Annotated in this window: 20 protein-coding genes, 1 pseudogene and 2 CRISPR repeat arrays; of the genes and pseudogenes, 3 read left to right on the top strand and 18 right to left on the bottom strand. The window is 35.4% G+C overall.

The features are described from left to right. Positions 1-49 precede the first annotated feature (49 nt). The 4 genes from TY13_RS06125 to TY13_RS06140 all read right to left on the bottom strand — a co-directional run bounded on the left by TY13_RS06125 (position 50) and on the right by TY13_RS06140 (position 4,259). Positions 50-325, bottom strand: coding sequence for a hypothetical protein (locus tag TY13_RS06125; protein WP_042473146.1), 276 nt, complete (start codon positions 323-325; stop codon positions 50-52). Positions 326-409: 84 nt separating this feature from the next. Further along, entirely contained in the window at positions 410-1,642 is a 1,233-nt protein-coding gene (locus TY13_RS06130) for an ABC transporter permease (protein ID WP_042473148.1), read from the bottom strand. Further along, on the bottom strand, positions 1,635-2,531 hold the full coding sequence (locus tag TY13_RS06135) for an ABC transporter ATP-binding protein (protein WP_042473150.1): 897 nt from the start codon (positions 2,529-2,531) through the stop codon (positions 1,635-1,637). The genes TY13_RS06130 and TY13_RS06135 overlap by 8 nt, the downstream gene beginning before the upstream one ends. 84 nt (positions 2,532-2,615) lie before the next feature. Continuing rightward, entirely contained in the window at positions 2,616-4,259 is a 1,644-nt protein-coding gene (locus TY13_RS06140) for a MutS-related protein (protein WP_042473151.1), read from the bottom strand. 113 nt (positions 4,260-4,372) lie between these two features. Here TY13_RS06140 and TY13_RS06145 point away from each other — a divergent pair, with 113 nt between their 5' ends. Continuing rightward, positions 4,373-5,236, top strand: a complete 864-nt coding sequence (locus tag TY13_RS06145) for a helix-turn-helix domain-containing protein (protein WP_042473153.1) — start codon at positions 4,373-4,375, stop codon at positions 5,234-5,236. A gap of 44 nt (positions 5,237-5,280) precedes the next feature. Here the strand turns inward: TY13_RS06145 and TY13_RS06150 are convergent, their stop codons facing one another. The 5 genes from TY13_RS06150 to TY13_RS06170 form a co-directional block, all read right to left on the bottom strand. Further along, a complete protein-coding gene (locus TY13_RS06150; protein WP_052344242.1) occupies positions 5,281-5,808 on the bottom strand; it encodes an N-acetylmuramoyl-L-alanine amidase in 528 nt (175 codons plus the stop codon). A gap of 88 nt (positions 5,809-5,896) precedes the next feature. Beyond that, entirely contained in the window at positions 5,897-6,490 is a 594-nt protein-coding gene (pcp, locus tag TY13_RS06155) for a pyroglutamyl-peptidase I (RefSeq protein ID WP_042473155.1), read from the bottom strand. Next, positions 6,487-7,782 (bottom strand): SMI1/KNR4 family protein, encoded by a 1,296-nt coding sequence (locus TY13_RS06160; protein WP_042473157.1) that lies wholly within the window; start codon positions 7,780-7,782, stop codon positions 6,487-6,489. Before TY13_RS06160 ends, pcp begins: the two co-directional genes overlap by 4 nt. A gap of 29 nt (positions 7,783-7,811) precedes the next feature. Then, the gene (locus TY13_RS06165; RefSeq protein WP_042473158.1) at positions 7,812-8,204 is read right to left on the bottom strand and encodes a hypothetical protein; all 393 of its coding nucleotides are present in this window, start codon (positions 8,202-8,204) and stop codon (positions 7,812-7,814) included. Between the two features lie 115 nt (positions 8,205-8,319). Beyond that, on the bottom strand, positions 8,320-9,468 hold the full coding sequence (locus TY13_RS06170) for a toxic anion resistance protein (protein ID WP_042473160.1): 1,149 nt from the start codon (positions 9,466-9,468) through the stop codon (positions 8,320-8,322). A gap of 268 nt (positions 9,469-9,736) precedes the next feature. On the opposite strand from TY13_RS06170, the pseudogene TY13_RS21240 reads away from it, so the two are divergent. Next, positions 9,737-10,708: pseudogene (locus TY13_RS21240) on the top strand (cache domain-containing protein); the annotation flags it as partial. A 132-nt stretch (positions 10,709-10,840) separates the two neighbouring features. Beyond that, positions 10,841-11,668: a methyl-accepting chemotaxis protein gene (locus tag TY13_RS21245; RefSeq protein WP_407637712.1), complete on the top strand. Its 828-nt coding sequence runs from the start codon at positions 10,841-10,843 to the stop codon at positions 11,666-11,668. Between the two features lie 340 nt (positions 11,669-12,008). Here TY13_RS21245 and TY13_RS06180 read toward each other — a convergent pair whose 3' ends face one another. The 9 genes from TY13_RS06180 to TY13_RS06220 all read right to left on the bottom strand — a co-directional run bounded on the left by TY13_RS06180 (position 12,009) and on the right by TY13_RS06220 (position 25,441). Then, on the bottom strand, positions 12,009-13,205 hold the full coding sequence (locus tag TY13_RS06180) for a serine hydrolase domain-containing protein (protein ID WP_042473164.1): 1,197 nt from the start codon (positions 13,203-13,205) through the stop codon (positions 12,009-12,011). A gap of 53 nt (positions 13,206-13,258) precedes the next feature. Then, complete coding sequence (locus TY13_RS06185; protein WP_042473167.1) at positions 13,259-13,693, bottom strand: MarR family winged helix-turn-helix transcriptional regulator; 435 nt, start codon at positions 13,691-13,693, stop codon at positions 13,259-13,261. A 264-nt stretch (positions 13,694-13,957) separates the two neighbouring features. Next, entirely contained in the window at positions 13,958-14,146 is a 189-nt protein-coding gene (locus tag TY13_RS06190) for a hypothetical protein (RefSeq protein WP_042473168.1), read from the bottom strand. Positions 14,147-14,530: 384 nt separating this feature from the next. Next, a CRISPR array of direct repeats spans positions 14,531-15,103; the repeat unit is 33 nt. Positions 15,104-15,389: 286 nt separating this feature from the next. Continuing rightward, positions 15,390-16,096: direct repeats of the CRISPR family, unit length 33 nt; unit sequence ATTTCAATCCATTCACTCTATAAAGAGTGAAAC. Positions 16,097-16,511: 415 nt separating this feature from the next. After that, positions 16,512-18,239 (bottom strand): TIGR03986 family type III CRISPR-associated RAMP protein, encoded by a 1,728-nt coding sequence (locus tag TY13_RS06195; RefSeq protein ID WP_042473171.1) that lies wholly within the window; start codon positions 18,237-18,239, stop codon positions 16,512-16,514. Next, entirely contained in the window at positions 18,229-18,786 is a 558-nt protein-coding gene (csx19, locus tag TY13_RS06200) for a type III-D CRISPR-associated protein Csx19 (RefSeq protein WP_042473174.1), read from the bottom strand. The genes TY13_RS06195 and csx19 overlap by 11 nt, the downstream gene beginning before the upstream one ends. Beyond that, positions 18,783-20,105 (bottom strand): RAMP superfamily CRISPR-associated protein, encoded by a 1,323-nt coding sequence (locus tag TY13_RS06205; RefSeq protein WP_042473176.1) that lies wholly within the window; start codon positions 20,103-20,105, stop codon positions 18,783-18,785. The genes csx19 and TY13_RS06205 overlap by 4 nt, the downstream gene beginning before the upstream one ends. Then, positions 20,092-22,170 (bottom strand): RAMP superfamily CRISPR-associated protein, encoded by a 2,079-nt coding sequence (locus TY13_RS06210; RefSeq protein WP_042473179.1) that lies wholly within the window; start codon positions 22,168-22,170, stop codon positions 20,092-20,094. The genes TY13_RS06205 and TY13_RS06210 overlap by 14 nt, the downstream gene beginning before the upstream one ends. Continuing rightward, complete coding sequence (locus TY13_RS06215) at positions 22,152-24,512, bottom strand: DUF6602 domain-containing protein (protein ID WP_042473182.1); 2,361 nt, start codon at positions 24,510-24,512, stop codon at positions 22,152-22,154. The genes TY13_RS06210 and TY13_RS06215 overlap by 19 nt, the downstream gene beginning before the upstream one ends. After that, on the bottom strand, positions 24,509-25,441 hold the full coding sequence (locus TY13_RS06220; RefSeq protein WP_154661541.1) for a DUF6602 domain-containing protein: 933 nt from the start codon (positions 25,439-25,441) through the stop codon (positions 24,509-24,511). The genes TY13_RS06215 and TY13_RS06220 overlap by 4 nt, the downstream gene beginning before the upstream one ends. Position 25,442 lies beyond the last annotated feature (1 nt).

The following is a 25,442-nucleotide window of genomic DNA, read 5'->3' on the forward strand; positions in this document are numbered from 1 at the left end:
GATTTTCACACTTCGTAGGGCGAATCACAACTTTCGACCTATCCGTTTGTCAAAAGCCCGACTTCAGAAGCCTTAAAAACCCACTATCCTGCAACTCATATTGTGATTTTTGCACGTTTTTAAACGAATAATGCAGAAACTCATTGTCCTCAGCATCCAAATAAAAAACAATTTCATCAAAATGGGCTAAAATGTCTAGCTCCAGTTTCTGCTCCACTGCTTTTTCAATTGCGGCTTTCAACGCCACACAATCCGTCACCTCCACCGGTTTTTGACGCGGGGCATGTAATAGTTTTGCAATTTCCTGCTCGCTGAATTTTGTCATGTCCATGAATCCTCACTTTCTCTATTCTATCCCTTATCCTGAAAAAAAAGCTTGGAATCACGCTAATTCCAAGCTTTTTTCCGTTTATGTCGTTACTTTAAGTACCGTTTTAATTTTTTGGATTAAGCCACCTGTTGAATACGTAAGTACACTGCGTTTATAGAAGGATAGGCTTACTAAATACATAACAAATGTTGAAGCAGCTAAAATAGCTAAAGATATTAATGGCTCAAGCGCCCCTATATCTGTTGCACCGATACGCATTGGCATAACCATCCCTGCTGTAAACGGCACATAAGAGCCGATTTTCACTAGTAGTGTGTCAGGGTTTGATGTAGCTGTCACCATAATAAAGAATGCGATAATAACTAAAATCATTGCAGGCATCATTGCTTGCGAAGCTTCCTCTGGCTTTGATACAAGTGAGCCAAGCAAAGCACCGATAATTAAGAACAAGAATATCGTTATAAGTAAAAATGCTGCTACATAAAGCAAATATTGACCATGAAGCTCTGCTAAAATTTCACTTACCATTGCCCATTTAGCACCACCATCTGTTATTTTCAACAGTACAAATAAAGTGCCAAATAGCAAGGCAAACTGCGATAAAGCGACTAAAAATATGCTCGTAACTTTCGCTTTAAAATGCGTTTCTGCTTTGACGCTAACAAGTAGCATTTCTAATGCACGTGAGCCTTTTTCTGACGCTACATCAGAAGTCACAATCGATAAAAATGAAATAACGAATATATATACTAGGAAACCAGCAATATACGAAACAATCATCCCAGCGGATTTTTGCTCCTCTGATTTACCATCTGACGCAGCCTCATTTAATGTTTTCATCGAAATTTGAGGGGCTGCATTGACTAATTGCGCCGACTGCTCAGGTGTTAAATTTAATTGATCCATCGCATAAAATTGTCCAATTGTGTTAGCATTCGCCGACAACTCCTGCTGCATCATTAACGGCAGTGGATCAAGTGATAATAAATTTACTGCTAGTGTACTATTCTCTGCTGAAAAGACGATGGCAGCATCGTATTCCTCGCTTTTTAAAGCTTGCTCTGCATCTGAAGTGGATGCAAACTGCGTCCAGACGATATCTCCGTCCTCTAGCATACTACCTACATCAAAGCTTGTTGTATTGACGTAAATGATTTCATCAGGCTGCTCTGCAAATAGTGCCTCTTTTATATCAGACCAGAAGAAAAATACTGTAATACCTAAAATATAAAGAACTGTCGTAACAATAAAGGATTTTGCCTTCAGCTTTTGCTTATAGTTTTCCTTTAATAAAATTAAAAACTTAGACATGATTGCCACCTACCTTGTCTTTGAAAATCTCGTCTAGTGACAAGTAATCTAAACTAAATTTTTCAATATATGTACCATTCGATACAACATCAAAAATGCCCTCTGCATATTGTTCGCTTTCTAAAGTGAGCACATATTGGTCGCGCTCCTCTTTCACTGATTTTACGCCTTCTAGCTTTGCAAGCGCCTCCTTCGTCAACTGCGTACGAACCGTTAGCTTCGTTTTACCGTATTGCTTTTTCAAATCAAGAAGCGAACCTGAAAACAGTGAAACTCCGCGCTTTAACAAGCATAAATGGTCACAAAGCTCCTCGACATTATCCATTTGATGACTTGAAAATAATATCGTCATACCCTGTTCTTTTAATAATAAAATCGCGTTTTTTAATAAATCTTTATTCACTGGGTCTAGCCCACTAAACGGCTCATCTAAAATTAAAAACTTTGGCTTATGAATAAAGCTTGCAATTAACTGTACCTTTTGCTGATTTCCCTTCGATAATGTTTCCGCCTTATCATTGCGTTTTTCCCCTAACTCAAAGCGCTCAATCCAATAATCCGCTTCTTTTTTGCACTCTGCTTTCGACATGCCGCGCAGCTGTCCAAAATAAATCAACTGCTCCTCTACCTTCATTTGTGGAAAAATACCACGCTCCTCTGGTAAGTAGCCAAGTAAGTCTCGATTTACGCCTTTGATGGAAGCCCCGTCCCACATAATCGAACCTTCTGTCGTTTCCTGCAAATCTAAAATCATACGAAACGTCGTCGTTTTCCCCGCTCCATTTTGGCCAATTAACCCGAAAATCTCACCAGGTGAAATGGAAAAATTTAAGCTTTGAACGGCTGTAAAATCTTTATAACGCTTCGTAACATTTTGTAAAACTAACAAATAAGCCAACTCCTCTCTTTAACTCCAATAATCAATATACGGCTATATTGTGAAAATGTTTCATTTTTTTAAAAAACTTTTCGCTTACCACTGCCCTATCGCTATGTACGCGTTTGACAACCTTTGTGCATTGTCAACAACAGGCTTTGGAAAGCCTTTCAACTGCAAAAGCTCCAATGCATTTTTCACATAAGTACTGCCCTTGTTAATGCGATAAGTAAAACGCATTTGATTATTTTCAATTACACCCTCAAAATAATAGCCCTCATACATTTCACCGCAAATTTGATAAAGCTCAATATCATGTGAAGCAACAATCGATAAATTATTTTTCTGTTCGTATAACCATGTTAAAATAGCAGCCGATGCTGAAATGCGCTCAATTGTATTCGTTCCTTTGAGTATTTCGTCCACAAATGTAATACACGGGATGCCTTGCTCGATTGTATCTAGCATTCTTTTCAATGAATTCATTTCTGCCATAAAATAACTTTCACCTTGTAGCAGGCTATCATTAATCGCGAGTGATGTGAAAATAGCTGTTCGCTTCATTCGAAAATCATCCGCAAAAACAGTATGCAATGTTTGAGCTAAAATGCAATTAAGTGCCAAACTTTTAATAAAAGTGGATTTACCAGAAGCATTAGAACCCGTAATTAATGCACCATTTGCAGTTGAAAATGTATTTTTCACAGGGTCCTCCAGTAATGGATGATACAATTCTCCACACTCAATTACTAAATCCTCGGTAAATTTAGGTATGCTGTATGTATATTGCTCTCGCATATGTAAAATAGATAAGCATATATCAATTTCTGCAACAAATTCCCATGTACGCGTGTAGGCTTCTTGATTTTTTGTTAGATGCTTCATCATACGACTATATATTAGGAAATCGACTAAGAAAAATGTTCTTAAATAATCCATTACTATCTCTGCCGGCGTTTCCTTATTTTTCGAAATAAGATGCACATATTTATATAGCGGAGCTAGCTTTTTTATTTGAGGAATAAGCTCCTTCTTTTCCTCTGCTATTTCGGGTTGTTCTAGCTTTGTCATTCGTTTCGCACCAGAAATAATCGAAATCGTATAAAGCAATGAAAAAAATTCACTTTCATATTGATCTTTTATACTCATGTAAATAATTGTATTCATTATGGCACATCCGAAAAACAGGAAAATGGCTATTTTTACACTAAAAACAGCAACTAGTAAAGACAGCAATGGTAAGGCACTACATAAAGAATAAACCCATTTATTTTTGATTTCTTTTTCATCCGTACGATACATATAAGCGGAGCTATTCATATAGTTTTTCTTTCCTATTGCATGCAAAATAAACTGTAAGTCTTCCTTTAAAGCTAGGTTTTCTGAAAGTTTTTTTATCAAAGCTTCTCGCTTGCTATGCTGCTCACCTTCCAAATGAATTTCCCTTAATGTTGCATATAGTTTTTCTGATCCAGGACTTGTATAGGTGAATTTGATTTTCTTATATACCTCATCCATATTCAAATCATGCCATGTATAATCATCGATGATTTGTGATTTGCAGGCATCCCTCTTATTGCACCAGTAGCTCGCGACAGATTGCGGTGGCTCTTCTTCTGGCTGATGCTTTTGCTCCCAATCCTCCCTTATTTTCTTTATTTTTCGCCTGTTACTATTCAACGTAAGATTTATAATCGTTATAAGCACGAGAAAGCTGGCGATAATTAAAGTTATTTTCATTGTTGTCTCCTTTCTATTAAATTTGTAGCTAACAGCTATTGGACTTTTTTAGTATAATGTAAACAAATTGTAATATGACAAAATATACGAATCGGAATATTAGAAGGTGAAATATGAATTTCGGTGCAACATTGCAAAAAGTACGTAAAAATCGACAGTTAACTCAAAAGGAGTTAGCTCACGGAATAGTACAACAAGGTACATACTCACGAATTGAACGCGGACAGTTACCTATTAACGCAGAGCTACTTGTTCAGCTTGTCGAAAGGCTCAATATGACAGTTAATGAGTTTGTCTATATTCATCTCCATTACCAAATAAGCGAACATGAAAAAATAACTAGAGCTTTTGCAGATATGGACCTTACTACACCTACAGAAATAAAAAAGCATCTAGCTCATGCACAGCGCTACATACAACAAAATTCAGATGACTACATTCAAATGCTTGTTCAAGCATATCAATCATTACTTGTATTGACGGAGGAGGGTGATTTACAACAAGCACGCATTTTAGCTGAACAGATTTGGGCAAAAATGCAAAGGCTGGATCACTGGTATATTAATGACTTAGAGCTTTTAAATGCTATTATTTTTTTATTTCCCTTAGATACAGCGGTAGAAATTGTGAAAACAGCTACAAAGCGTCTTGATATGTATGAAAATTTTTATAAAGATTTAACCTATTTAAAAATTTATTTTCATTTAAACTTGAGCATCTTATATTTAGAAAGCAAGGAATATAATACTTGCATCGCAATGCTGGACTCTATTTATCAGCAATTTAAAAAAAAGCTAACTTATCAAACACTTGGCTTTATTTACACATACAAAGCCATTTGTCTTTTTCATTTAGGGCGCCAAAATGAAAAAGAAATTCATAATTTAACAACATTAATGCATTTATTTGATGATGAAGATAATTTAACTGCGCTTTTACATGTAATTTCCTCACAATGCCAATTAAAGTCCAACTAAAAAACGCAAGAAATCCATGTAGACAGTGGATTTCTTGCGTTTATTTATTTTCCTTCTAGGTTGTATGAAATTAAGCTTGAGGCAATTGCCTGACAAATTGCTGCAAAATGACACTCATAGCGAGCTACGTCCTCTTTGGAATTGACGAAGCATAATTCAATAATTATCGCTTTTTGTAAAGCATTTAATAAGGCTAAGTCGGTGCGTGATTTTGCTCCTCGGTTGAGTAAGCCGCTCTCCTTGCTGATGGCTGCACTTATTGTAGAGGCAAGCGGCTGCATTTCTTTCCGCGCATAAAGCACTTCTGTGCCTAACCCATTATTTGTTGCCTTGGTAGCGGCATTAAAATGGATGCTCACATGTAGCCCCTTGCTTTTTTGATGTGCTGCAATTAAATAATTTAAATTTTGTCGTTGATTCTTCGAGCTATTATCTAAAATAACTTGTACATTTACCTCAGCCTCCCGCAGCAAACGGGATACACGTGCTACAACGCGCCTTGCCTCTGTCACCTCATCAATAAAACCAGCCGCCCCTGTCCCTGCATGCCAATGCCCTGCACTTAAATTCATTGTAAATCGCCCCCTTTATTCACTTATATAGAAGACTTCACAATAAAAAGGGACATATAGAGCATTTATCTCTACATGTCCCAATATTTTAAGCTAATGTTTCAATGCACAGCTTGATTGCTGCATTTAAATCTGCTTGTGACCAGCTTGGTACTTTACCATGTTCAATCGCAAGCTGATGAGATGCTGGAATATGAATAAAGCCTGCTGGAATTGCACCCTTTGTTTCATGCAACAACGTATACATCAATAAATTACAAACATATGTACCGGCTGTATTAGAAATAGATGCAGGGTAACCCGCCTCTGTTAAACGGTTGACCATTTCTCGAATCGGCAGTGTAGTAAAATAACCATCTGCTCCGTCTTCTTCGATTACTTCATCCGTTGGTGTATGCCCTGAATTATCCTTTGCCCCGTCCATCACATTAATGGCGATACGCTCAGGTGTAATTTTGCTGCGTCCTCCTGCAAGTCCTAAAGCAATGACAGCATCAGGCTTTTCCTCTAGTAAAAGCTGACGAATATGGTCTTGTGCTGCCCCAAACTCTACAGGTAACACCTTCCCTACGATTTGATATTGCCCGATTGTTTCGCCGTCTAAAGCTTTTACAACCTCCGCTGTCGGATTTAATGTAAATTGTAAAAATGGCTCAAAGCCTGTCACTAATAATTTTTTCATTGTTGGTTCCCCCTTAGTTGTATATCCATTTGTAATAGCCAATTATCAAAACGGTTTAAAACTTGGCTAAATAGCTGTTTGTTTTTCCGTAATACCTCATGCTCCGCCCAATACGCTAATACTGGACGCCATTTTTCTGGTTCTGCGACAGTTGTTGGTATTATTCCTTGCCCTATCATATTATCGATTGCTCGAATGGCCGTAAGCCTCTCTACTTCAGAGCCATTTAACCACTCAAATATTAGCTCTGCACTTGGCTGAGATTGCGCTAGAAGCGAGTCCCAGCCATCAATTGGAAAGGCAATATAATTTTTCATCCACTCTATAATGCTTTGGTGATGAAAGTGTTGTAGGCGATGTAAAGCTGTATAACCATCAACTTTATTCGTTCCCATATCCTTTAGAATAATGGACAGCCCTTCTTCTATTGGCAAACAATTTGCAGTTAAATAATCGCGTAGTGAGCTAGCTATTTCGCTATTTTTTTGCCAAAGCTCTCTAATCCATTTTTCAGCCTCGCTTGAACAAACTGTTACTAGTATTTCACTCCATGCTTTTTTATTTGATAAAGATGGGTCTTGCACTATTTTATCGCGCAGAGCTCGATATACGTCCTCTTTATTAAATTGTAAAAAAGCCTCTAGCACATTTGCATCTTTTACGCCGTGCATGGAAGCATAAAAAAGTAAGGATTCTAAGCTAGATGTAGCTTGTTGTAAATCGGAGGTTATGTATTGTTCCAGCCAATTCAGCCATATTTGCGAGCTCGTTAATTGAAGGTTTAAGCCTGTTGTATCACAAAACTGGCGATGCTGCCCACAATCCACGCCAATACAGCCTAAAGCTGTTATATTGTCGATATAGGCTTGAAAGCTAGTGGCAAGTAAATCAAATTCATCCTCTTCATGACTCCAATACCAAATAGATTCATCCTGAAGCTTAATAACAACAGCATCACCATTGCCCGCTGTATAAAACTGCAAATATTGTTGCCTCCATGATTCTTCATCAGGAAAATATAAATCCCGCAAACTCCAACCAAAATCACCTGAAGGTACATCGGTCAATTGATTAGGAAGAATTACTTCTTCTGGAAGAGACCAATAAATGCTTACTTGCTGTGAACAATCTTTTAATATTTGACGAAATTCTGCGGGAATTTGTATGTCAAGCTGTTCCTCAACCTCTAGTAGCTCTTGCTCTGTTGCTGCATTTCGAATTTCCACTGGATGCACGTATGCCCCTTGTTGCTTTAACTGATTTATCAAACTGTGCCAACGCTCACTCCACAAAACAACTCACCCCCTGGTCACATCATTCGTTAAAATCCGTATTTTCTGAAAATTTTATGGAGCAGTGTTTTAACAAAATAAAAAATAATCGCAGCACTAGCTCCAAATAGCATAATCACAGATAATGGGCCACTTGATGTGGAAAAAACAAGGAAATAATATGGTAGCATTAAAACTGCGCCAAATGCTGCATAGGCTAAAATTTCAAGTGAAGGCCATTTCCAGAAACGATCAAGCATAATAGATACCGAAATTCCGCCTAAAATATAGGCTGGCGCACTTAATAATAAAAACATTTGGAAAAGCTTCGGAAACGGGAATAAATCGACTTCAGGTGTAAAGCCTGCATAAGCAAATATTAAACTAAATAGCAATGTTGCAATTACAGCAATCACGCTTTTTCGACCAATTTCTTTTAACATAACAACCTCTTTTAGCGTTTTTTTTATTTTACCATAGAAAAGAGAAATTTCGATAGATGAAAAAAGTGACGGGAAAGCAGGCTTGCGCTTGCATTTCCCGTCACCTCTCAATTATTTACATTCTTTTTAATTTTTCATATTCAAGTTGTAGCTGCTCAATGCGTTTTCTGCCTTCTTCGCGGTTGCGTATTGTCTCTTCTTGAATCTGCTTCGTTTCCTCAATACCAGCCATAATTGTTTGCCATGTCGTTTCAATCGTATCGATAGTAATGCTTGGGCTACCAGCCGTACGTGCGATATTGACAGAGTTTTGACGAATATTTTGCGCGTTGCGAACAAGCATTTCATTTGTACGCTTATCAAGCTCAATCATTGAATCTGCCACTAGCTTTTGGCGTTGCATCGTTACCGCATGCACAAGCCCCTGCTTAAAGATTGGAATCGTTGTAACAAACGCTGAGTTAATTTTAGCAATTAAATGGTTGTTACCTTGTTGCATTAAACGAATTTGAGGTGCAGATTGGAAAGAAACCTGCTGCGCCATTTCCAAATCGTAGCGACGTTGCTCTAATAGCTCCATTGCTCGCTGCACTGTTTCATATTCTAAAATAGCTACTTGGTCACCTGAATTTGCTTGCGCTTCAAGTGCTGGTAGCTGACTATTTAGCTGCTCAACTTTTACCTCTACAGCCGCAATATGCTCACTTAAACTATGGAAATAGTTTAAGTTTTCGTCATACATTTGCTCAAGCTCCATCGTATTGCGCTTCATTTCAACTTCATATTTTTGAATTTCGTTGTAAACTACATCGACTTCTTTATTCATTGTGTCGTATTTTGACAATAGTCTTTCTAGCTGCTCCTTGCTCTTTGAAAACAGACGTTTAAGTAAACCGCCCTTTTTCTCTTCCTTGTCAAAATCTTTCGGATCAAAGCGGTCCATAATCGTATTTAAGTTGCGCAGTAGCTCACTTGAGCGCTCTAGCTTACTCGTTTTAATTGTCGATAACATACGATCAGAAAATGTCGAAATACCGTGTGCCGTTTCCTTCCCAAACTCTAAAACTGCAATTTGATTGTGCACATCGATTTTATTCGCTAGCGCTATAACTTGTGGTTCAGACTTTAAGGCAATTTGACGCTGGCGAATTTGTGAATATTCCTCGTTCGAAACAAGCTGTTTCGGCTCAACCTCTACCAATTCGTTTGTCACCTTTTCTCGTGTATCTAAATCTTCAAATAATGGATTTTTAAATTCAGACATATATATCCCCCAATTCTAATAGTACTTCTTTTATTGTACATTATTTTTCTATACTTCCATATACGAAAAAAATATAGCGAAGGTTTCATTTTCTTTTTTCGACAAAATTTTCTGATTATTCTTCACAATTTAGTTTTTGTATATTATCATTGTACTAAATTCTCGCATTAAGGAAAGGGGCGAAAAAGCAATGAACATGAAAATTTCGCTAAAAGGAAAAATATTATTTCCACTATTAATTACACTAATTATTGCTTTTATCGCAATGATGCTTATTGTTTCAACAATTAATAGTAGAGCGTTAAAAAAAGAAGCAATGGAACAAAGTGAAACAACGTTAGATAGCACAACATCCATTATTCATTCTTATTTTGAGCGCTATAAGGACGGCTTAGCCCTACTTACAACAAAGGAACAGCTAATCGCATCCGCAACAAATTCTCTCGCTACATCTGAGCTTGAGGTGGACGCTATTTTTGAATCATTATTGCCGTTTACACAAATTTATGAAGGTGTGTCTAATGCATATATTAGCTTAACAAATGGTAAAATCGTTGCAACACCAGTTAATAATGTACCGGAAAGTGTCAATCCACTTGAACGCCCGTGGTACATTGATGCTGTTGCAGCTAAGGATACCGTTATCGGAGAACCCTATATAGATGCAATTTCTGGTGAGAAAGTAATTACAATTTCCCGACCACTGTATTCTAAAACAAATCAATTACTTGGCGTTGTTGGAGCTGACATTAGTTTATCTTATTTAATTGATACGCTTAATACAATTGATCCTGGCTATGATGGCGAGATTTTCTTAGTGAGCTCCATTGGAAATCCTATTGTTCATAAAACAATTCAAGATGACAATCTTTTTGAGCTCCCTGCCTATCAGTTTTTAGGAGCACTAGGTGCATCGGATTTCTCAATTAATCATAAGCAGCTTGATAATAAATTGGTCATTTATAAAAAAATCGACGGGCTGCAATGGCTAGTTGGTAGTGAATATGAAATGAAAAACATTAATGCCATGGCAAATTCTACAACGAAAATGTTACTTATTACATTTTCCGTCGTGCTAGTCATTATTACATTATTAATGCTGTTTATTGTTAGCCATATTATTCGTCCAATTAGAGCACTAGAAAAAGTGGCGCAGCAGCTAGCGACTGGTGATTTAACAGCACAATTGCAGGCAACATCTAATGATGAAGTTGGTAGCTTAACGACAGCCTTTGGTGATATGGTGCACAAAACGAGTGGAACGATTCATAATATCCAACAATCCATTCATAAATTGAGCCTATCCTCCAATAGTTTAACTGCCTATTCTGAGGAAATGAATGCAACAAGTGATGAAATCTCAACAGCTACAATGTCCATCTCTGATGATGCCGCGGTAGTTAATATGGAGGCAAATAAAGCAGTGGAATTATCCAATTCCCTACAACAGCAGATGCAGACGATACATGATAATACAACTGTACTGTCCACTACTGCCAAGACAGTTGACGACGTTGGCGCACATGCTATGCAGCAAATCGATTATTTAGATGAAACAAATCATACTATGCAAAATAAAATTCAGCATATGCAGCAAATCATGACGAAGCTAGAGCAAGACATGGAGAAAATTGAAAGTATCGCAACTTTTATTACGACCATTTCTGGTCAAACAAATTTACTCGCTTTAAATGCTTCAATTGAAGCAGCACGCGCTGGGGAACACGGAAAAGGCTTTGCTGTTGTGGCAGATGAGGTACGCAAACTCGCTGAGCAATCTGCTCAAGCAGCCGCAGATGTCCAGCTTTCGATTCAGGAAATTTTAAATCAATCGAAAGTTGCTACTTCTGAAATGCAAGCAACAAATGAGCAATTTGCGATTCAGATTAATGCCGTTGAAGAAACAACATCTGCTTTTCAGCAAATGTCGCAGCACGTAACAAATATGCTAACGGCAATCCATGCTATTAACGAAGAGATTTCTTCAGCAACGTCACTATCATCAACAATCCAGCAACAAATGCATGAAATTCTAATGGCTAGTGACCAAACCCTTGCTGCAACCGAACAAGTAACAAGCTCCACACTAGAACAAACTGAAGCAACCAAAACCGTCGCAACCGCTTCAGAAGAGCTACTTCTAATGAGTCAGGAAATGGAGAAGTTAATTGATCAGTTTAAAGTCGTAGGCGATCAATAAAACTACGGAAAAAATGCAAACACGATGATTGCAGCAAGTTAAGCAAAATTAATATTTATATGCATTAAAAAGGTATAAATTTTTAAAATGCTCGTAAAGCCTTATTCTATAGGCTTTCGGGCATTTTAATTGTCGGTATATATTTCACGTATCCTTATATTTTAGCTGTCAAAAGTGGTAAATTCATTTGTTACTACTAAGCAGCAAGTTGTTCCTCTTGTTTTCTTTTTCCAAACGTTCCACTTCTGTCATTGCGGAATCAAATATTGCGTGTGTAATAGTTCAATGTTGTGGTTATGTTTGCTTGTCCCATGATGTACACACAATTTTTATGACTATATCAATTTACTTTTTTATAAGGTACTTCAACACCTTCATCAATAAATAATTGATTTTCAACATCTACATAACTCAACGTATTGCGTATCCAATAATACGATTCATCTATTTTATAAAGAGGCACAGACAACTGATGTTCAAATAGAATCATAAATTGTCTATTTTTAATAATCGTAAATCTTGTGTTAAGTTCATCTGCTAATTCATATTGACCTGTAATATCATCCTCATCAGAGAGCGGTAAAATATCTAGTTGTTTTGGTGTTTCTACAGAATATTGTATGCCCATTAAGTAATTCATAATTTCTTGTTCATATTGCGGAAACACTTCTTGATTCGTTGCTAAAACAACAATATCCTTTGTGGATGTATGAATAAATGCTTGTGCTGAACAACCAATCCACCCTCCTGTATGACCAACCCAGCCATCCTGAATAATAAAACCGTAACTATAATGCTCAGAAGCTTCTGTTGGTGTTAACATGGATTGCACAATCTCTTTGCTAATATAGCGGCCTTGTAAAAAGGCATTTAAAAACTTTGCTACCTCTGACACTGTTGCATAGATACCCCCATCACCATATATCCCATTATATTTTTCATTTTTGCCTAAGTATGGATCGTTATTTGCCTTTTTATATCGTTGCTCCTCATAATCATACGTATGGCCTTCCGCTTCATATTGTTTCGTAGGCTGTGTCGTTGTATTAATAAGATTTAACGGCCCTGCAATATATTGTTGTAAATATGTTTCATACGATGCGCCACTGACTTTTTCAATAATTTTTGCAAGTAAAACATAATTGGTGTTGCTATAAGACCAAAGCTCATTCGGTGCATGCTGTGGTTGTGCCCTCTTGACAAATGATTCGACATTTATTGTAAAATCTTCAGCAATATACTCTGGAATACCAGATGTGTGTGAAAGTAAGTTTGCAACTGTAACATTTGTGAAATGAGGAACGTTATACCAATTTGTAATTTTATCTTCTAATTGTAGCTGTCCTTTTTCAATTAACTGAAATGTCATTACCGCTGTATACATTTTACTTAATGACGCAAGATTGAATTGCGAATTTTCAGTAATTGGATTTTGCTCTGAGATATCTTGATAACCAGAATAATACTGCTTGATTTGTTCATGTTTTTTATAATAAACTGCCCCATTAAACGATATTTTTTTAAGTAAATCCTGCATTTGTTAACCCCCTAAATAAATTAGATATCTAACATATTGGACATGAAGAAATTTTATAATTCCTTCACTGCAATCTCCTTTAATTTTTCAACAATTTGTTCTAATTTGTCTAGCTCATCGGCTGAAAGCTTGCTGTAAATTTTATCTGCGATTTGCTGTTCTACATAGTCTTGTTTCACAAAATAATCTAATCCCTTGTCAGCTAATGTTATAAATATTTCACGTCGATTTTGTAAATTAATTTCTCGCTTAACATAATTACTTTTTTCCAGCTTCGCTATTAATTGGCTAACTGCACTAGAGCTAACATTCATTTCAACAGCAATTCCACCAACCGTAATACGTTTTGCTAAATACACAATATCTAATACAACAGCTTGTTGTGTTGTAATGCCGCTATCTAAATATTGCTTATAATGTTTATATATTAAACGGTTTATTGTATATTCTGCTTCATTAATGCGTTTAACTTGTTTATATAAGGACAAAAAATCACCTACTAATATGTTAGATATCTAACATATTAGCAAATACCTTGTCTAACGTCAATCTTGTTTGAAAATGTCATAAAATAAAGACTGAAAATAGCGTGGATTAGAAAAGATTTTCTTATTTTACTTTTCCCTCTACTCCAATATTGTAACTTAGCAGAAAAAGTCGAGTTGCTTAAAGATTATTGGGTAGTATTTTCGCTGTTTTTATTTTATCAGCACTATTTGAGTTTAGTACGCAAATTGAAATTTGATAGCCTTTTATTTTTTGGGTTGACTGTCTAAAATAGAACCAACAACAATTCCTATAAGCATCCCAAATCCAGCTCCTAAAGGTAGACTAAACAAAAAATTACCGTTACTCATAATGATACCAATAAAAATCCCTACACAAGCACCAAAGATTAATCCAAATGAGATACCCATTCCTAAATACTTATTTTTCTTCATTACGACTGCCCCTATTTTTAAATTCTACTTTAATGGTATCATATTCCATCTTTTTTGAAAGTATAATCGGCTTATTTAGCCCTTGAAAAGGTTAGATATGTTCCATGTTTATGTGAATAATCTAAATTTTGTCCTGTTTGTTAAATTAAAAAACTGATAGAAATGAACTGTGACTGGGACATAACTAAATTGCAGCTTCAAAAAGCCGAATGATATTTTAGTAAAAACCATGTAATAAATAGAGAAAACCGAGCTATTAAGGAACACTTCACAATTGTTTCTTAAATAGTTCGGCTTTTTGATTGGCTAAAATACTTTTGTTACAGCCTCAAGTTATGTGGCGAGAATCATCAAGTTGAAGGTTTTAGTATGTATACTACTTTAATTTCGATCCATTTGCTCTATGTAGAGAGAAACGTGGATATGCTTGCTTATTACCTCACTAAAGAGATTTCAATCCATTCTCTCTATGTAGAGAGAAACTGGGCTTGAACGACATGAGCCTTGAAGAGCTTGCAATTTCAATCCATTCTCTCTATACAGAGAGAAACAATGGCTTGCTTATAGTCTTTTATAATCGCTTTTATATTTCAATCCATTCTCTCTATACAGAGAGAAACGATTGAGCGTTTTGTTCCAAACAATATGTCACGAATTTCAATCCATTCTCTCTATACAGAGAGAAACAGTAATTAATGGAACATACGGTTCCGTATGGGTATTTCAATCCATTCTCTCTATACAGAGAGAAACGATAATGGTAAATCTTCAGGTGCAGTTCATTTTATATTTCAATCCATTCTCTCTATACAGAGAGAAACCGACACCACCCATTAATAAATCCGTTGGACTGAAAATTTCAATCCATTCTCTCTATACAGAGAGAAACTACGATTTCGAAAAAAAAGACTTGTCCATTTTACATTTCAATCCATTCTCTCTATACAGAGAGAAACTGTAAAAAAACAAGATAAAAATAATATTTATCACTGTTTTTCACTAAAAAATAATTCTTTAAGGTTATTTTAACCTAAATCATCTTCCATTTAAATAGAAAATCCCATATATTCTTGGTGCGAATCCCCTTAGTAAATCATGTTTGCTTCACATTCGCACTAGCTATTAGTTACTCATGTAAATGTGATTTCACAAAACTATTTTTCCTTTTGCCCCAAAATTCAATTCCCATTCTCTATACAGAGAGTGATTCCTTTGAACACAACGCTATATTAAATGCTATGAAATTCCAATCTATTTATCCTATGAAGAGTGAAACTGAAATATAAAAAACTTAATCGAGAAAGTGAAAATTTCAATCCATTCACTTTATAAAGAGTGAAACCTAAATAATGGCTAAAGAAAAATTATATACAAAAATTTCAATCCATTCACTCTATAAAGAGTGAAACTACAATAACGGTGGAGTTATAACTTGCTTCTATTGATTTCAATCCATTCACTCTATAAAGAGTGAAACGATTAAAAACTATATTGATTCTTTACAGCTTAAATATTTCAATCCATTCACTCTATAAAGAGTGAAACATTAATTGATAAGGCGGTGGAGCTGTAATGTTTCCAATTTCAATCCATTCACTCTATAAAGAGTGAAACTAACCAATACATAAACTAAATTATTAAAAGGAGATTTCAATCCATTCACTCTATAAAGAGTGAAACCGTTCACATAGTTTCATAGTCTTATCCCTCCACTCATTTCAATCCATTCACTCTATAAAGAGTGAAACGCCGTTTACAATTCTATAACAATCAAAATTTAAGATTTCAATCCATTCACTCTATAAAGAGTGAAACGTTCGAAAATCGAACACTTTAGACACTGGAAGGAAATTTCAATCCATTCACTCTATAAAGAGTGAAACTTTTAAAGTGATGATTAATAGTGCCGTTGATGCTATTTCAATCCATTCACTCTATAAAGAGTGAAACTGTGAAAAACAAGGTAAAAATAACATTTATCATTCATTTTCACTATAAAACAAACCTATACAGTCATATTAACCTAAATAGTTTCTCATTTCACTAGAAAATCCTCTGCATTATTGGTGCGAATCCCCCTAGGAAATCATGTTTGCTTCACATTCGCACCTGATGTAAATCCTTCATATTTAGATAATTATTTTTTAGTTAATCAACCCGCTTTTCAGCTTTTCTAAAATTTAACTAACACGCTCATATAGAATGTGACCGAAAAATTTAGTAATCTCATTTATTTAGTGTACTACATTTACCAACTTTTGAAATCATCAGGCTAGGAATTAGTCTAGATTAGAGAGAAAAGTACACATAACATGCGCGAACCTTCTAGGGTCTTCATGTGCACTTGAGGTTCGCGCAACATTAATTATTTTTCAAGAATTTTTAGCCAAAGATATTTATTGTTAGATGTCTCTTCTTTAATTGTTGGTAATGTTCTCTTTATTTCCTTTTTGTTCTTATTATTTTTATTAAACCATTGATGTGATGCTATATCGTTTGGTTTTCCATTCGACTTCTTTGGAGCCACTTTAGGATAGGATATTGCACCTTTAGGTAAATTAGGTTCACAGGCAAGTATTTGTAATAAATCTGAGTGTTCATGAATATTGTAAAGTTTGTTGTCCACACGAGACTTTTCAGTGTAACTATATAAACCTGTAGCACCATCAATCGTTCGTACTTTGATAGAATTTACTTCGATACATACACTGCCAAATCCTAGAGGCTTTCCTCGCCCAATTTTATGTGCATGTTTTTTAGATGAATTAATATCTAACACATTACATAATTGATTTATTTCTTGTTCACTTAATTTTTCAAAATAAATATTAAAAGTGAATGAGCCGTTCCCTTTAATGGGCTTTACATCATATTCCATCTTACTTTTTTTAGTTTTTTTTGCATCTTCTTTATACTTTTCGGTATTAGGTTTATGGTGCCAATAAAACTTTCTTCCATTAAGCTTAATATCATTTGGAGCAATGCTATCTAGGGTTTCTTCAACCTGATTTGTTTTATAATCATATGTCCAGTACTTTGCACCAACTATTTTTTCTGCATAGAATTCTATTGTCCCTGGTTTAGGCTCACCTAAAGCTGGTAGTCTTATAATCTCCTCAAAACTTTCAACGCCTTCTCTAGGCACTGCATCACTAAAACGAATACGTGATGCTTGCATAAACTGTTCACTTACAAAACCAAATAGATGACATGCAGCACATATTTTTGATTGACAAGTACAAGGCTCATAATCACCTTGATGTTTCAAAATAGATAGCAGTGTGTTTTCAAACACTTCTTGTGAGAGCACAGCGGGTGCAAGATGACTAACTTTATTAGAAGTTATAACATAATATACAGGTAACTTCATGATACCTTCTGCTTTGTTGTCTCTTAAACCCATTAATATATTTTTATATTCTACGTAACCGCTATGGTCTCGAAATTTCCCTTTACTTTCTTCGCTATTTCTATTTTTTTGATAAATTTCTAATACTGTTATTAATGAATTGATATCCTTCTCTTCTAAATCATAAACTTTATCTTTAGGCTGAAATACAAATATAGGTTTTCCATGAATCCCCTGTTCACTTAAATGTACATATCCTTCTTTATAATCAATGTTTTCTTGTATATCATAAAACAACTTATTATTTTTACTATATAGTAATTGAGCTTCTTGTAATTTTTTAGATTTTGTTAAATAAGGTTTCTCTTTTAATTTCACTGGATCTGCTTCTTGCAATTTCCAAACTCCGTCTTTTTTATATAGCAACCCTGCTTGTTTTTTCTCCATCGAACGTCTATGAAAAGCGCCTTTATTCACTTGTGATAAACAACCATTAAATGCTGCTTCAAATACGCTACGAATCATTCCGCGGATTTCAGAGCCAGGGATAATTGGTTGCTTGTCCTGAGGATAATGAAAGAACTCTTGTGACGTTTCAATATTATTTGGAATAAAAGTAGGCGTTAAAGTTTGTAAATTGCATTCTATAACACCTGTGAACTCACCATTTCTCCGTTCTTGCTTATCACACTTTCCCTCTAAAGGTACAAAGTTATAGGGATTAATAAAATAACTATCGCTCATCTTTACCCTCCTTTAAGAATTTACCGTATTTAACTAGCCTTTCGTCTACCACACTATATGAAAAGGGTTGGTCTGTAGCAAAATCTTTATCTTGGAATGCTATATATTTTCGAAAAACGAGACTCACCTCATCACCGATTTCATATTTATGAGGGATTGCAATTTTTGTACCACGCTTTTCGTGCAAAATAGAAAAAGCACCTTTTACATCTACTACTTTCCCCCACAATTTGTGACATTCATCAATGAAATGAATTTTAGGCGCATCCTTCACCATATCTTTACGTTTCCGCCAAACAAAACGCTCCTCTTGGCGTGTAATTTTAATTTCTTCTTTTTCATTAAAAATACGTACTTCTTGAATAAATTCAGGATTAGGTTCATTCTCATTTAAAATCAAATGCTCTTTTGTCACTTTCCCTAACAAAACACCATAATCTGTAACAATGTACAACTCAAATCCATTGTGTTCTTTAATACAATCCATAATTTGTTCTTTATCTATAGTCCCTGTTATGACAAGCGAAGAAGTTTCTATTGCTTTCATATCAAGCTACCCCCCTTCAATTTAGTCATCGCAGCATTACAGCCTGCCTTTAGCTCATCTATAGGTATGTCTAGAGGTTTATTTAACTCAAATACCCCCCTGCCAATTGCTGTTTCGCCACCAATTGCTAAAAGGCCATAATGTAAATCTTGAATCAGCCAATATAAAATACCCTGAATTACCTGACTAGATATTCCTTTATCATCTCGCCAACGAATAATTAATTCTGTGTTGCCTTTACATATAGATTTTCCTGTAAATAGTGCACCATCAATGGTTGCACCAGAAAAACGATCAATTGCGTTACGTGTAGTGATTAATGAATTAGAGTTTTCGATGACAGATTCCTCAAATTGTAAGATTGAAGGCATTCCATTACCTTTATCATGTTTACTACCAAATAATTGCTCTACTATATTCTTTTGATTTTGTGCTATTTCTTCATTTCCTTGAGCTAAATCTTGTAAAATTTCAACAAAGCGCTGACGAAATGCGCCTGCCCATGTCGCGCCAGGAATGACTGGCTTCCCATTAGCTTGTAAATACGTATAATCTACGTCTTCTTTTGTTTTATAGTCACGAATAAGCAAAGTTTGCTTAATATTTAATGACACTTTTAACAATTGAAGTGTTTGTTGAGGATTTTCTAAAAGCGCTTTTTTCTCATCCTCTTCCTTCCAGCCCCAATGCCAATCAAGCCATTCTTCTACATCTTTTGGATAATCAAACATCTTCTCATATACTTTTTTAATTTTTAATTTTCCGTAGCCGCGATGGGTTTTACCACCAAACTTTAACTCTCCCAGATCAATCGCATCTAGCAAAGCTTTAATAAGGTCTTTATCTTGCTCTGCATTTGAACTTTCACGTTCAATATATTCTAAACGCATAGTAAATAAAGCACCTGTCTCAATAACTTCTGCCTCAAATTTCCCCATCTGTTCAGCAACTTTATTTTCTAATTTGACATGGTCACGTGTTTTAATTTTATAATCCGTAAAAGAAACATTTGAAATAAAAATACGGCTTTGTCTAAAATCTTCATGTTCTTTGGATTCCTTGGATTCTTTAGATTTTTGCTTTTCAGCACCAAATAGCGATGAAACCGCTTCATCTAAATCTTTATCTGTCAACCATTGCCGAAATGCACCCGCAATAGATGTACCTGCAATAAAAGGATTACCTTGCTCATCACGCAATACATCCATGTCAGTATTATTATTTTCCCCTGAGCCTGCAAGTAGTGGTGAGAGTAGCTCCCCTTCAATTTGAATATACGTTCGTTTCAGGAGTTTATTTTTTAAGCTATTCGTTGGCATTTTTTCGCACCTCCAGTCTTACTGCATGGAAGAAGTCTTTGACTAATAATTCTTTTATATCTTGATTTAAGGGCTCTTCATTAAATAATTCCTTGCTAATTAGTGAACCAATATGGTTTAGAATTTCTTTACTTTTATTTTCTAATTCCACTTTATATTTTGCTGGTAAATCGAACGCCTTCAAAATATATTGTTCTAATTGATATAGCTTTGTATTGCTATATTTGCTCAAGGCATTATACCCTTTAGCCAATGTCTGTATTTCTATTTGCGCAAGCTTTATTGCCTTAGCCTTCTTTATTGCAACATCTATCTCTCTAGTTAATGGTAGTTTTTCACCTCTACTGCTCTCTACATTATTATCTAAATTTTGAGCTGTCATTTCCTGAGTATCTACGTGTGCTAACACATAAACTTCACCACAACCTTGTGCTGTTTCTGCTCCCCAATGTTCATCCGTTAATTGTCCCCAGTCTACATCTTGCTGATTTGTTGAAACAACGAACACTGTACCTGCATCAAACGCTAAACGCTCTGGTTTAGGTAAACGCCATTTTGCATTATAACCCGTTAATGTTGTTTGCTTTAGATACATGTTTTCAATATTTAATGTTGTCCCAAGTTTCCGTTCAAATTGTTTAATTAAGAGTGCTGTATCAGCAACATAACGACCTGTTTCATTTTGCAATGTTAATGGCGTAGCTAAATAAATAGCCACTTTTGTATCACCTGTTTGCGCTTCTTCAAAACCTATAGACGGCAATTGTTCAATAGCTTCCAATTTAGCAGCACCGTATTCTGCTGTGCGGGAGCGCCCTAAATGAATTGCTCCATCATTATCTTTTAATAAATCAAACAATAGTTTAATATCTTCAGCTTCACCTTTTAATTCCCCAACGAATTGTTGTCCTTTTTGTAAAGCTGTGTAGTAATAAAACTGCCCTTTCTCTCCCTGAATCCCCTCTGTTCCCAGCGTATCATTAAGCGCTCGACCGTATTGACGGTCTTCTGGGCGAGCATGGTGCATACGAAATTCTTGCAAAGGCTCATATAAATAAAGGTTGTTATCCTCTTTATGTGCTAATGTACTTATTTTACGTAGTGTCTTATCACCTTTATTATTTCCTTCATACATCACAACATCTTTATTTTTAATTCGCTGTAAATGTGTTGGACATGGTATGAACTTTCTAGCATCTACTTCTGGATAGGCATAGCCGAAAGCAATACCACCTCGTAAAAATAAACGGGCAAATGTCTCGTCTTCATGCGCTTGTTGCCCAAGAGATTTATGCTTTTTAATATATAAACTAGCAAAAACGCCTAATAACGCACTTCCTGGAATAAAATTAGTGCAGCTATAATACAACCCTTTTTCACCTGCTAATAAAGCAGGCTGTTGTAAAGTAATACGAAAAGCACCTGTTCCCTTAGTTGCTATAGTTTTTTTGTTTGTATTTTCATCAATCAATTTTACTTCACAGTTTACTTCTCCTAAGCCTCTTGTTCGTCCATACCCTAAATGGCGTAATCCCTTCGCACAATTTTTTAAAAGTGTGCTTTGCTTATCACTATCTAATTCAATAACACTTTTAAATACAAGTCCCTTATTAATTACTCGAATAGTACGTAAAGAACCTGTTTCTGCCTTCCCTTGTGCTATAGCTGTTTTCGTATACAGCATTGTAAATAATGGCAATACCTCTTGCTCGTTGTGCGCTTTTATTTGCGTGATAAACTGTTCATATTCTTTAATAGTATAACTTTGATTTTTATTAAAATAATATGCAGGCAATCCATTTAAAGTCGCATCGTATATTTTGAACCCTGAGCTATCTTGTGATCCAGGTTGACCAAAAAGCTTATCTACTTCTTCTACTTCCACAAATCCCCACTCTACTAATTCCTTAGCTACGCCTCTTAAAGCCCCTTTAATACGCTTGGCAGGAATAATGGGGATACCGTGCTCATGTGTAATTTCTTGGTCTACTACACCTGCAATACTATCTCCACTTCCTGGACTCAAAGGACTTCGCAGCGTGATAATTAATTCATATTTTGACACTTTGCCCACTCCTCACCTTTGCCGAAATCAATTAATTGTAGTGCATCAAATAACATGCGTTCATCTTTATTTATTTCTTCATAACCTCTCGAGCTTGCTTCAGCTTTTACTATGCCCACTTCTTTTTCGTCTTGTAAATAAGCTTGATATAAGGCAATAAGGCGTGATTGTGGCCAAGAATCTAATGGTTGATTTAATTTATAAATTAAATCAATTAATTTCTTAAGCTGTTCAGTACTATATACTCGCGGTGACAAGTATGTTTGATTTTGACGTTGTTCATCCATTGTCTTTACATAACTACCTCGTACAAGATAAAAATCTAGATAAGAGCCCTGTTCTCCGTCATAATATTGCTTTTTTGCCTTCTGACAGCATTGCTCTGCAATCTCATAAGCTAATTCAAATGGGAAGTGACTATGCACAAAGGCAACACCTGCACAGGCTTCTATCACTACATCAAGTGCTTTACTCTTCTCTTGTAATTTTTCCATAAATACATGTGTAAATGGCAACGCTAAATCTGCTTGGCATATAAACGTAACATCATCGCCATCCAGAATAAGAGGTCTCATCGGTAATTGCTCGTTTTTAAATACATCTAATGCATCTCCAAAAACATCTCTAAAAAGTGCTGTTATATTTTGAGACAATGTTCTATGTTTTTGTATACTCTCTAGCATATTGGTATTCATATTACCTAACCCTTTTTTTATCCAATTACCTATACCATTTCCATCAATATGTACAACTGCAATATAGCTTTCTTCACCTCTTTCACGCTTTATATCCGTAGTTTCTTTTACAAAGCTCTTTTTATACTTTTCAAAAATAGTGTTTTCACTTGTAGCTTGACGTTTTAAATATTGCTCGGTTGAGACATTAGCTTTATCTTTATAATGTGTAATCGCATCACCTTTAAACGGCTCTTGAGCAAAAATAGGTAATGTTTGATTAAGCTTTGTGCGCAGTTGTTTAGATTTAGTCTCTGAAAGCTTTTGCATCAATTCTTTATATAATGCTGCATAGGTTCTTTCATCATCTTTTCTAAATGGAATAGCTTCTGTTACCATCGTTAATGATGCACTTTCTTCTAGTACCTTTAATGCAAACTTGCGATTGACTTTATGGTATAGATTCCAATCACGATAAATAACAAGGGCATTACCTCCACCAATATAGACTACCTCTGCTCCAATACTATTTTTGCTTAAAATACTCTCTTCAGTAGAGACTCCCTTCCACTCAACATTCACCTTTTTTTGGCTTGCACATTTTTCTAAAACTTTAACAAAATGATGCTCTACCATTGTTCCTACGATATATGATCCCCCCATATTTTCTTGCATACGATTGGAAGCAAAAATATACTCTTGGATACCTGTAATATCATAAACTGCTAATAAAAAATCATCGTTGGACTCTGCCATTTTTTTAATAGCCTCCTTCTTACTTTCAATTTCAAGTGCTTCGTTAAACATATTTACATAAGAAGCATGTGGGAAAAACATCGGGTTATTCACTAGCATTAATAGCTGATTTAGCTCAAATTTTAGCGAGAGTAAGGTGTTTAATTCGATTGTGACACTCTGTAATTTCCTAACTGTATCTTCCTCAGCTTTTGCCTCTGTATTTTTTTTAATGCCCGCCAGATCTTTTAGCTTTTGATAATCGGCACCATAACGCTCATGTCCATAATGATTTAATTCCTCGTACCATTCATCTAAGGTGGTTAAAGTTTCGGCATTACTTTTTGTTAGCTTTTGCTCTTTATTGAGATGCAAAATCATGTCAAAATCCACTTTTAAATCTTGAATCTTTTTTTCTTCCATACTAAAAGTGCATAAAATAATAATTGGACGTGTAGCCGTTTGTGATTGACTGCTTCTTAAATGTTTTAGGTTCGTATCCAGTAAAGATTGTTGTGTTCTTACATACGCGTTTAATACTGGTTGTAAATTTTTCACTGTTTTTACCCAAGCTTTTAAATTATCTTTATCAAGTGTTCGGCTTTTACTTTGCACAACAATCGCAATAGCCTCAATCGGTATAAACAAAATATTTCCATAATTAAAGATGTAAGGCGTATACTGCTCGTCATAAATCGCAATATCAACTTCTGCTGAAATATGACCAAATGAGTCAATAACAAATACGTTTTGTGCCAAAATATATTTCTTAGGTACAAGATTTCGAAAAACCTCATTCCAAATATTTTCTCTACTCGTACCTGATGTCACATGATGGTTTGGTGTTTCCAACGCTAACTGGCTTGTAACAGATTGCGCCACATGCTGATAATGCTTGAATAATTGCTTCAAAGTTTCTGTATCTTGTGTCATGCTTCTCCACCTACTTCGTTAAACGCTCTAACATAAGAGGCATGTGGGAAAAATATTGGATTATTGATTAACATTAATAATTGATTAAGCTGAAATGTTAAAGATAGTAAAACGTTTTGCTCCCCTTCTTTTTTAACCCCATTTTTATAAACATTTAGCTCCATTAAGGTGCGTTCAGTCTGTGTCTCTCCTTTATAAACTAATTGCTGTAATATTTCTGAAGTGCCTGTGTCATAATGTCCTATATTTACATAATGATTTAATTGCTCGTACCAGTAATCCAGAGACGCTGCCTCATTCGCTACTTTTTTTGTTAGTTTTTCATTGCCATCTATCTTTTGTACTTGTAAAACAATATCAAACTGTTCTGAATCTACCTTATCTGCAGCACATAGTATCGTAATCGGTCGTGTAGAAGTCTGTGTTTCTTTACGTGGCTCTTTATTAGACTCTTTTTTAATCTGATTTTGAAGTTTTTCATACAATTTATCAACCGTATTGTCCACTAACCCCTGTTGAATACGCACGTAAGCATTCATATCGGTTTTTAACTTTTGAATCTTATCTAACCAGTCTTTTGATGTATCAAATTCCTGCTTGGATTCATCACGCTCTTTCTCACACCGCACCACCGCGAACACCGCCTCAATCGGGATGTATTTCAGCGTGCCATAGTTGAATATGTAAGGCGTATACTGCTCGTCATATATGACAATGCTCACTTTTGGTGAAATTGTTTTATACGAATCAATGATACACACATTGGTTTCTAGATTATACTTTGTTGGTACCATCCGTCGAAACACAGGCAACCAAATATTTTCACTATTTTCTGCATCAATGTTTAACTGTGCGATAATGCCCTGCTCTAAGTTCATATAATTTTCAGATAATTTGCTGATGACCGATGTATTGCTCTTCTCCATCATT

The sequence above is a fragment of the Bacillus ndiopicus genome, from assembly GCF_000612805.1.
GTDB classification, from domain to species: domain Bacteria; phylum Bacillota; class Bacilli; order Bacillales_A; family Planococcaceae; genus Metasolibacillus; species Metasolibacillus ndiopicus.

Bases quoted from the DNA above. Each gene is read 5' to 3' on its own strand.
- TY13_RS06125 (WP_042473146.1), bottom strand. From the start codon at position 325: ATGACAAAATTCAGCGAGCAGGAAATTGCAAAACTATTACATGCCCCG.
- TY13_RS06130 (WP_042473148.1), bottom strand. From the start codon at position 1,642: ATGTCTAAGTTTTTAATTTTATTAAAGGAAAACTATAAGCAAAAGCTG.
- TY13_RS06140 (WP_042473151.1), bottom strand. From the start codon at position 4,259: ATGAAAATAACTTTAATTATCGCCAGCTTTCTCGTGCTTATAACGATT.
- TY13_RS06145 (WP_042473153.1), top strand. From the start codon at position 4,373: ATGAATTTCGGTGCAACATTGCAAAAAGTACGTAAAAATCGACAGTTA.
- TY13_RS06150 (WP_052344242.1), bottom strand. From the start codon at position 5,808: ATGAATTTAAGTGCAGGGCATTGGCATGCAGGGACAGGGGCGGCTGGT.
- pcp (WP_042473155.1), bottom strand. From the start codon at position 6,490: ATGAAAAAATTATTAGTGACAGGCTTTGAGCCATTTTTACAATTTACA.
- TY13_RS06165 (WP_042473158.1), bottom strand. From the start codon at position 8,204: ATGTTAAAAGAAATTGGTCGAAAAAGCGTGATTGCTGTAATTGCAACA.
- TY13_RS06170 (WP_042473160.1), bottom strand. From the start codon at position 9,468: ATGTCTGAATTTAAAAATCCATTATTTGAAGATTTAGATACACGAGAA.
- TY13_RS21245 (WP_407637712.1), top strand. From the start codon at position 10,841: ATGTCCATCTCTGATGATGCCGCGGTAGTTAATATGGAGGCAAATAAA.
- TY13_RS06180 (WP_042473164.1), bottom strand. From the start codon at position 13,205: ATGCAGGATTTACTTAAAAAAATATCGTTTAATGGGGCAGTTTATTAT.
- TY13_RS06190 (WP_042473168.1), bottom strand. From the start codon at position 14,146: ATGAAGAAAAATAAGTATTTAGGAATGGGTATCTCATTTGGATTAATC.
- TY13_RS06195 (WP_042473171.1), bottom strand. From the start codon at position 18,239: ATGAGCGATAGTTATTTTATTAATCCCTATAACTTTGTACCTTTAGAG.
- csx19 (WP_042473174.1), bottom strand. From the start codon at position 18,786: ATGAAAGCAATAGAAACTTCTTCGCTTGTCATAACAGGGACTATAGAT.
- TY13_RS06205 (WP_042473176.1), bottom strand. From the start codon at position 20,105: ATGCCAACGAATAGCTTAAAAAATAAACTCCTGAAACGAACGTATATT.
- TY13_RS06215 (WP_042473182.1), bottom strand. From the start codon at position 24,512: ATGACACAAGATACAGAAACTTTGAAGCAATTATTCAAGCATTATCAG.
- TY13_RS06220 (WP_154661541.1), bottom strand. From the start codon at position 25,441: ATGATGGAGAAGAGCAATACATCGGTCATCAGCAAATTATCTGAAAAT.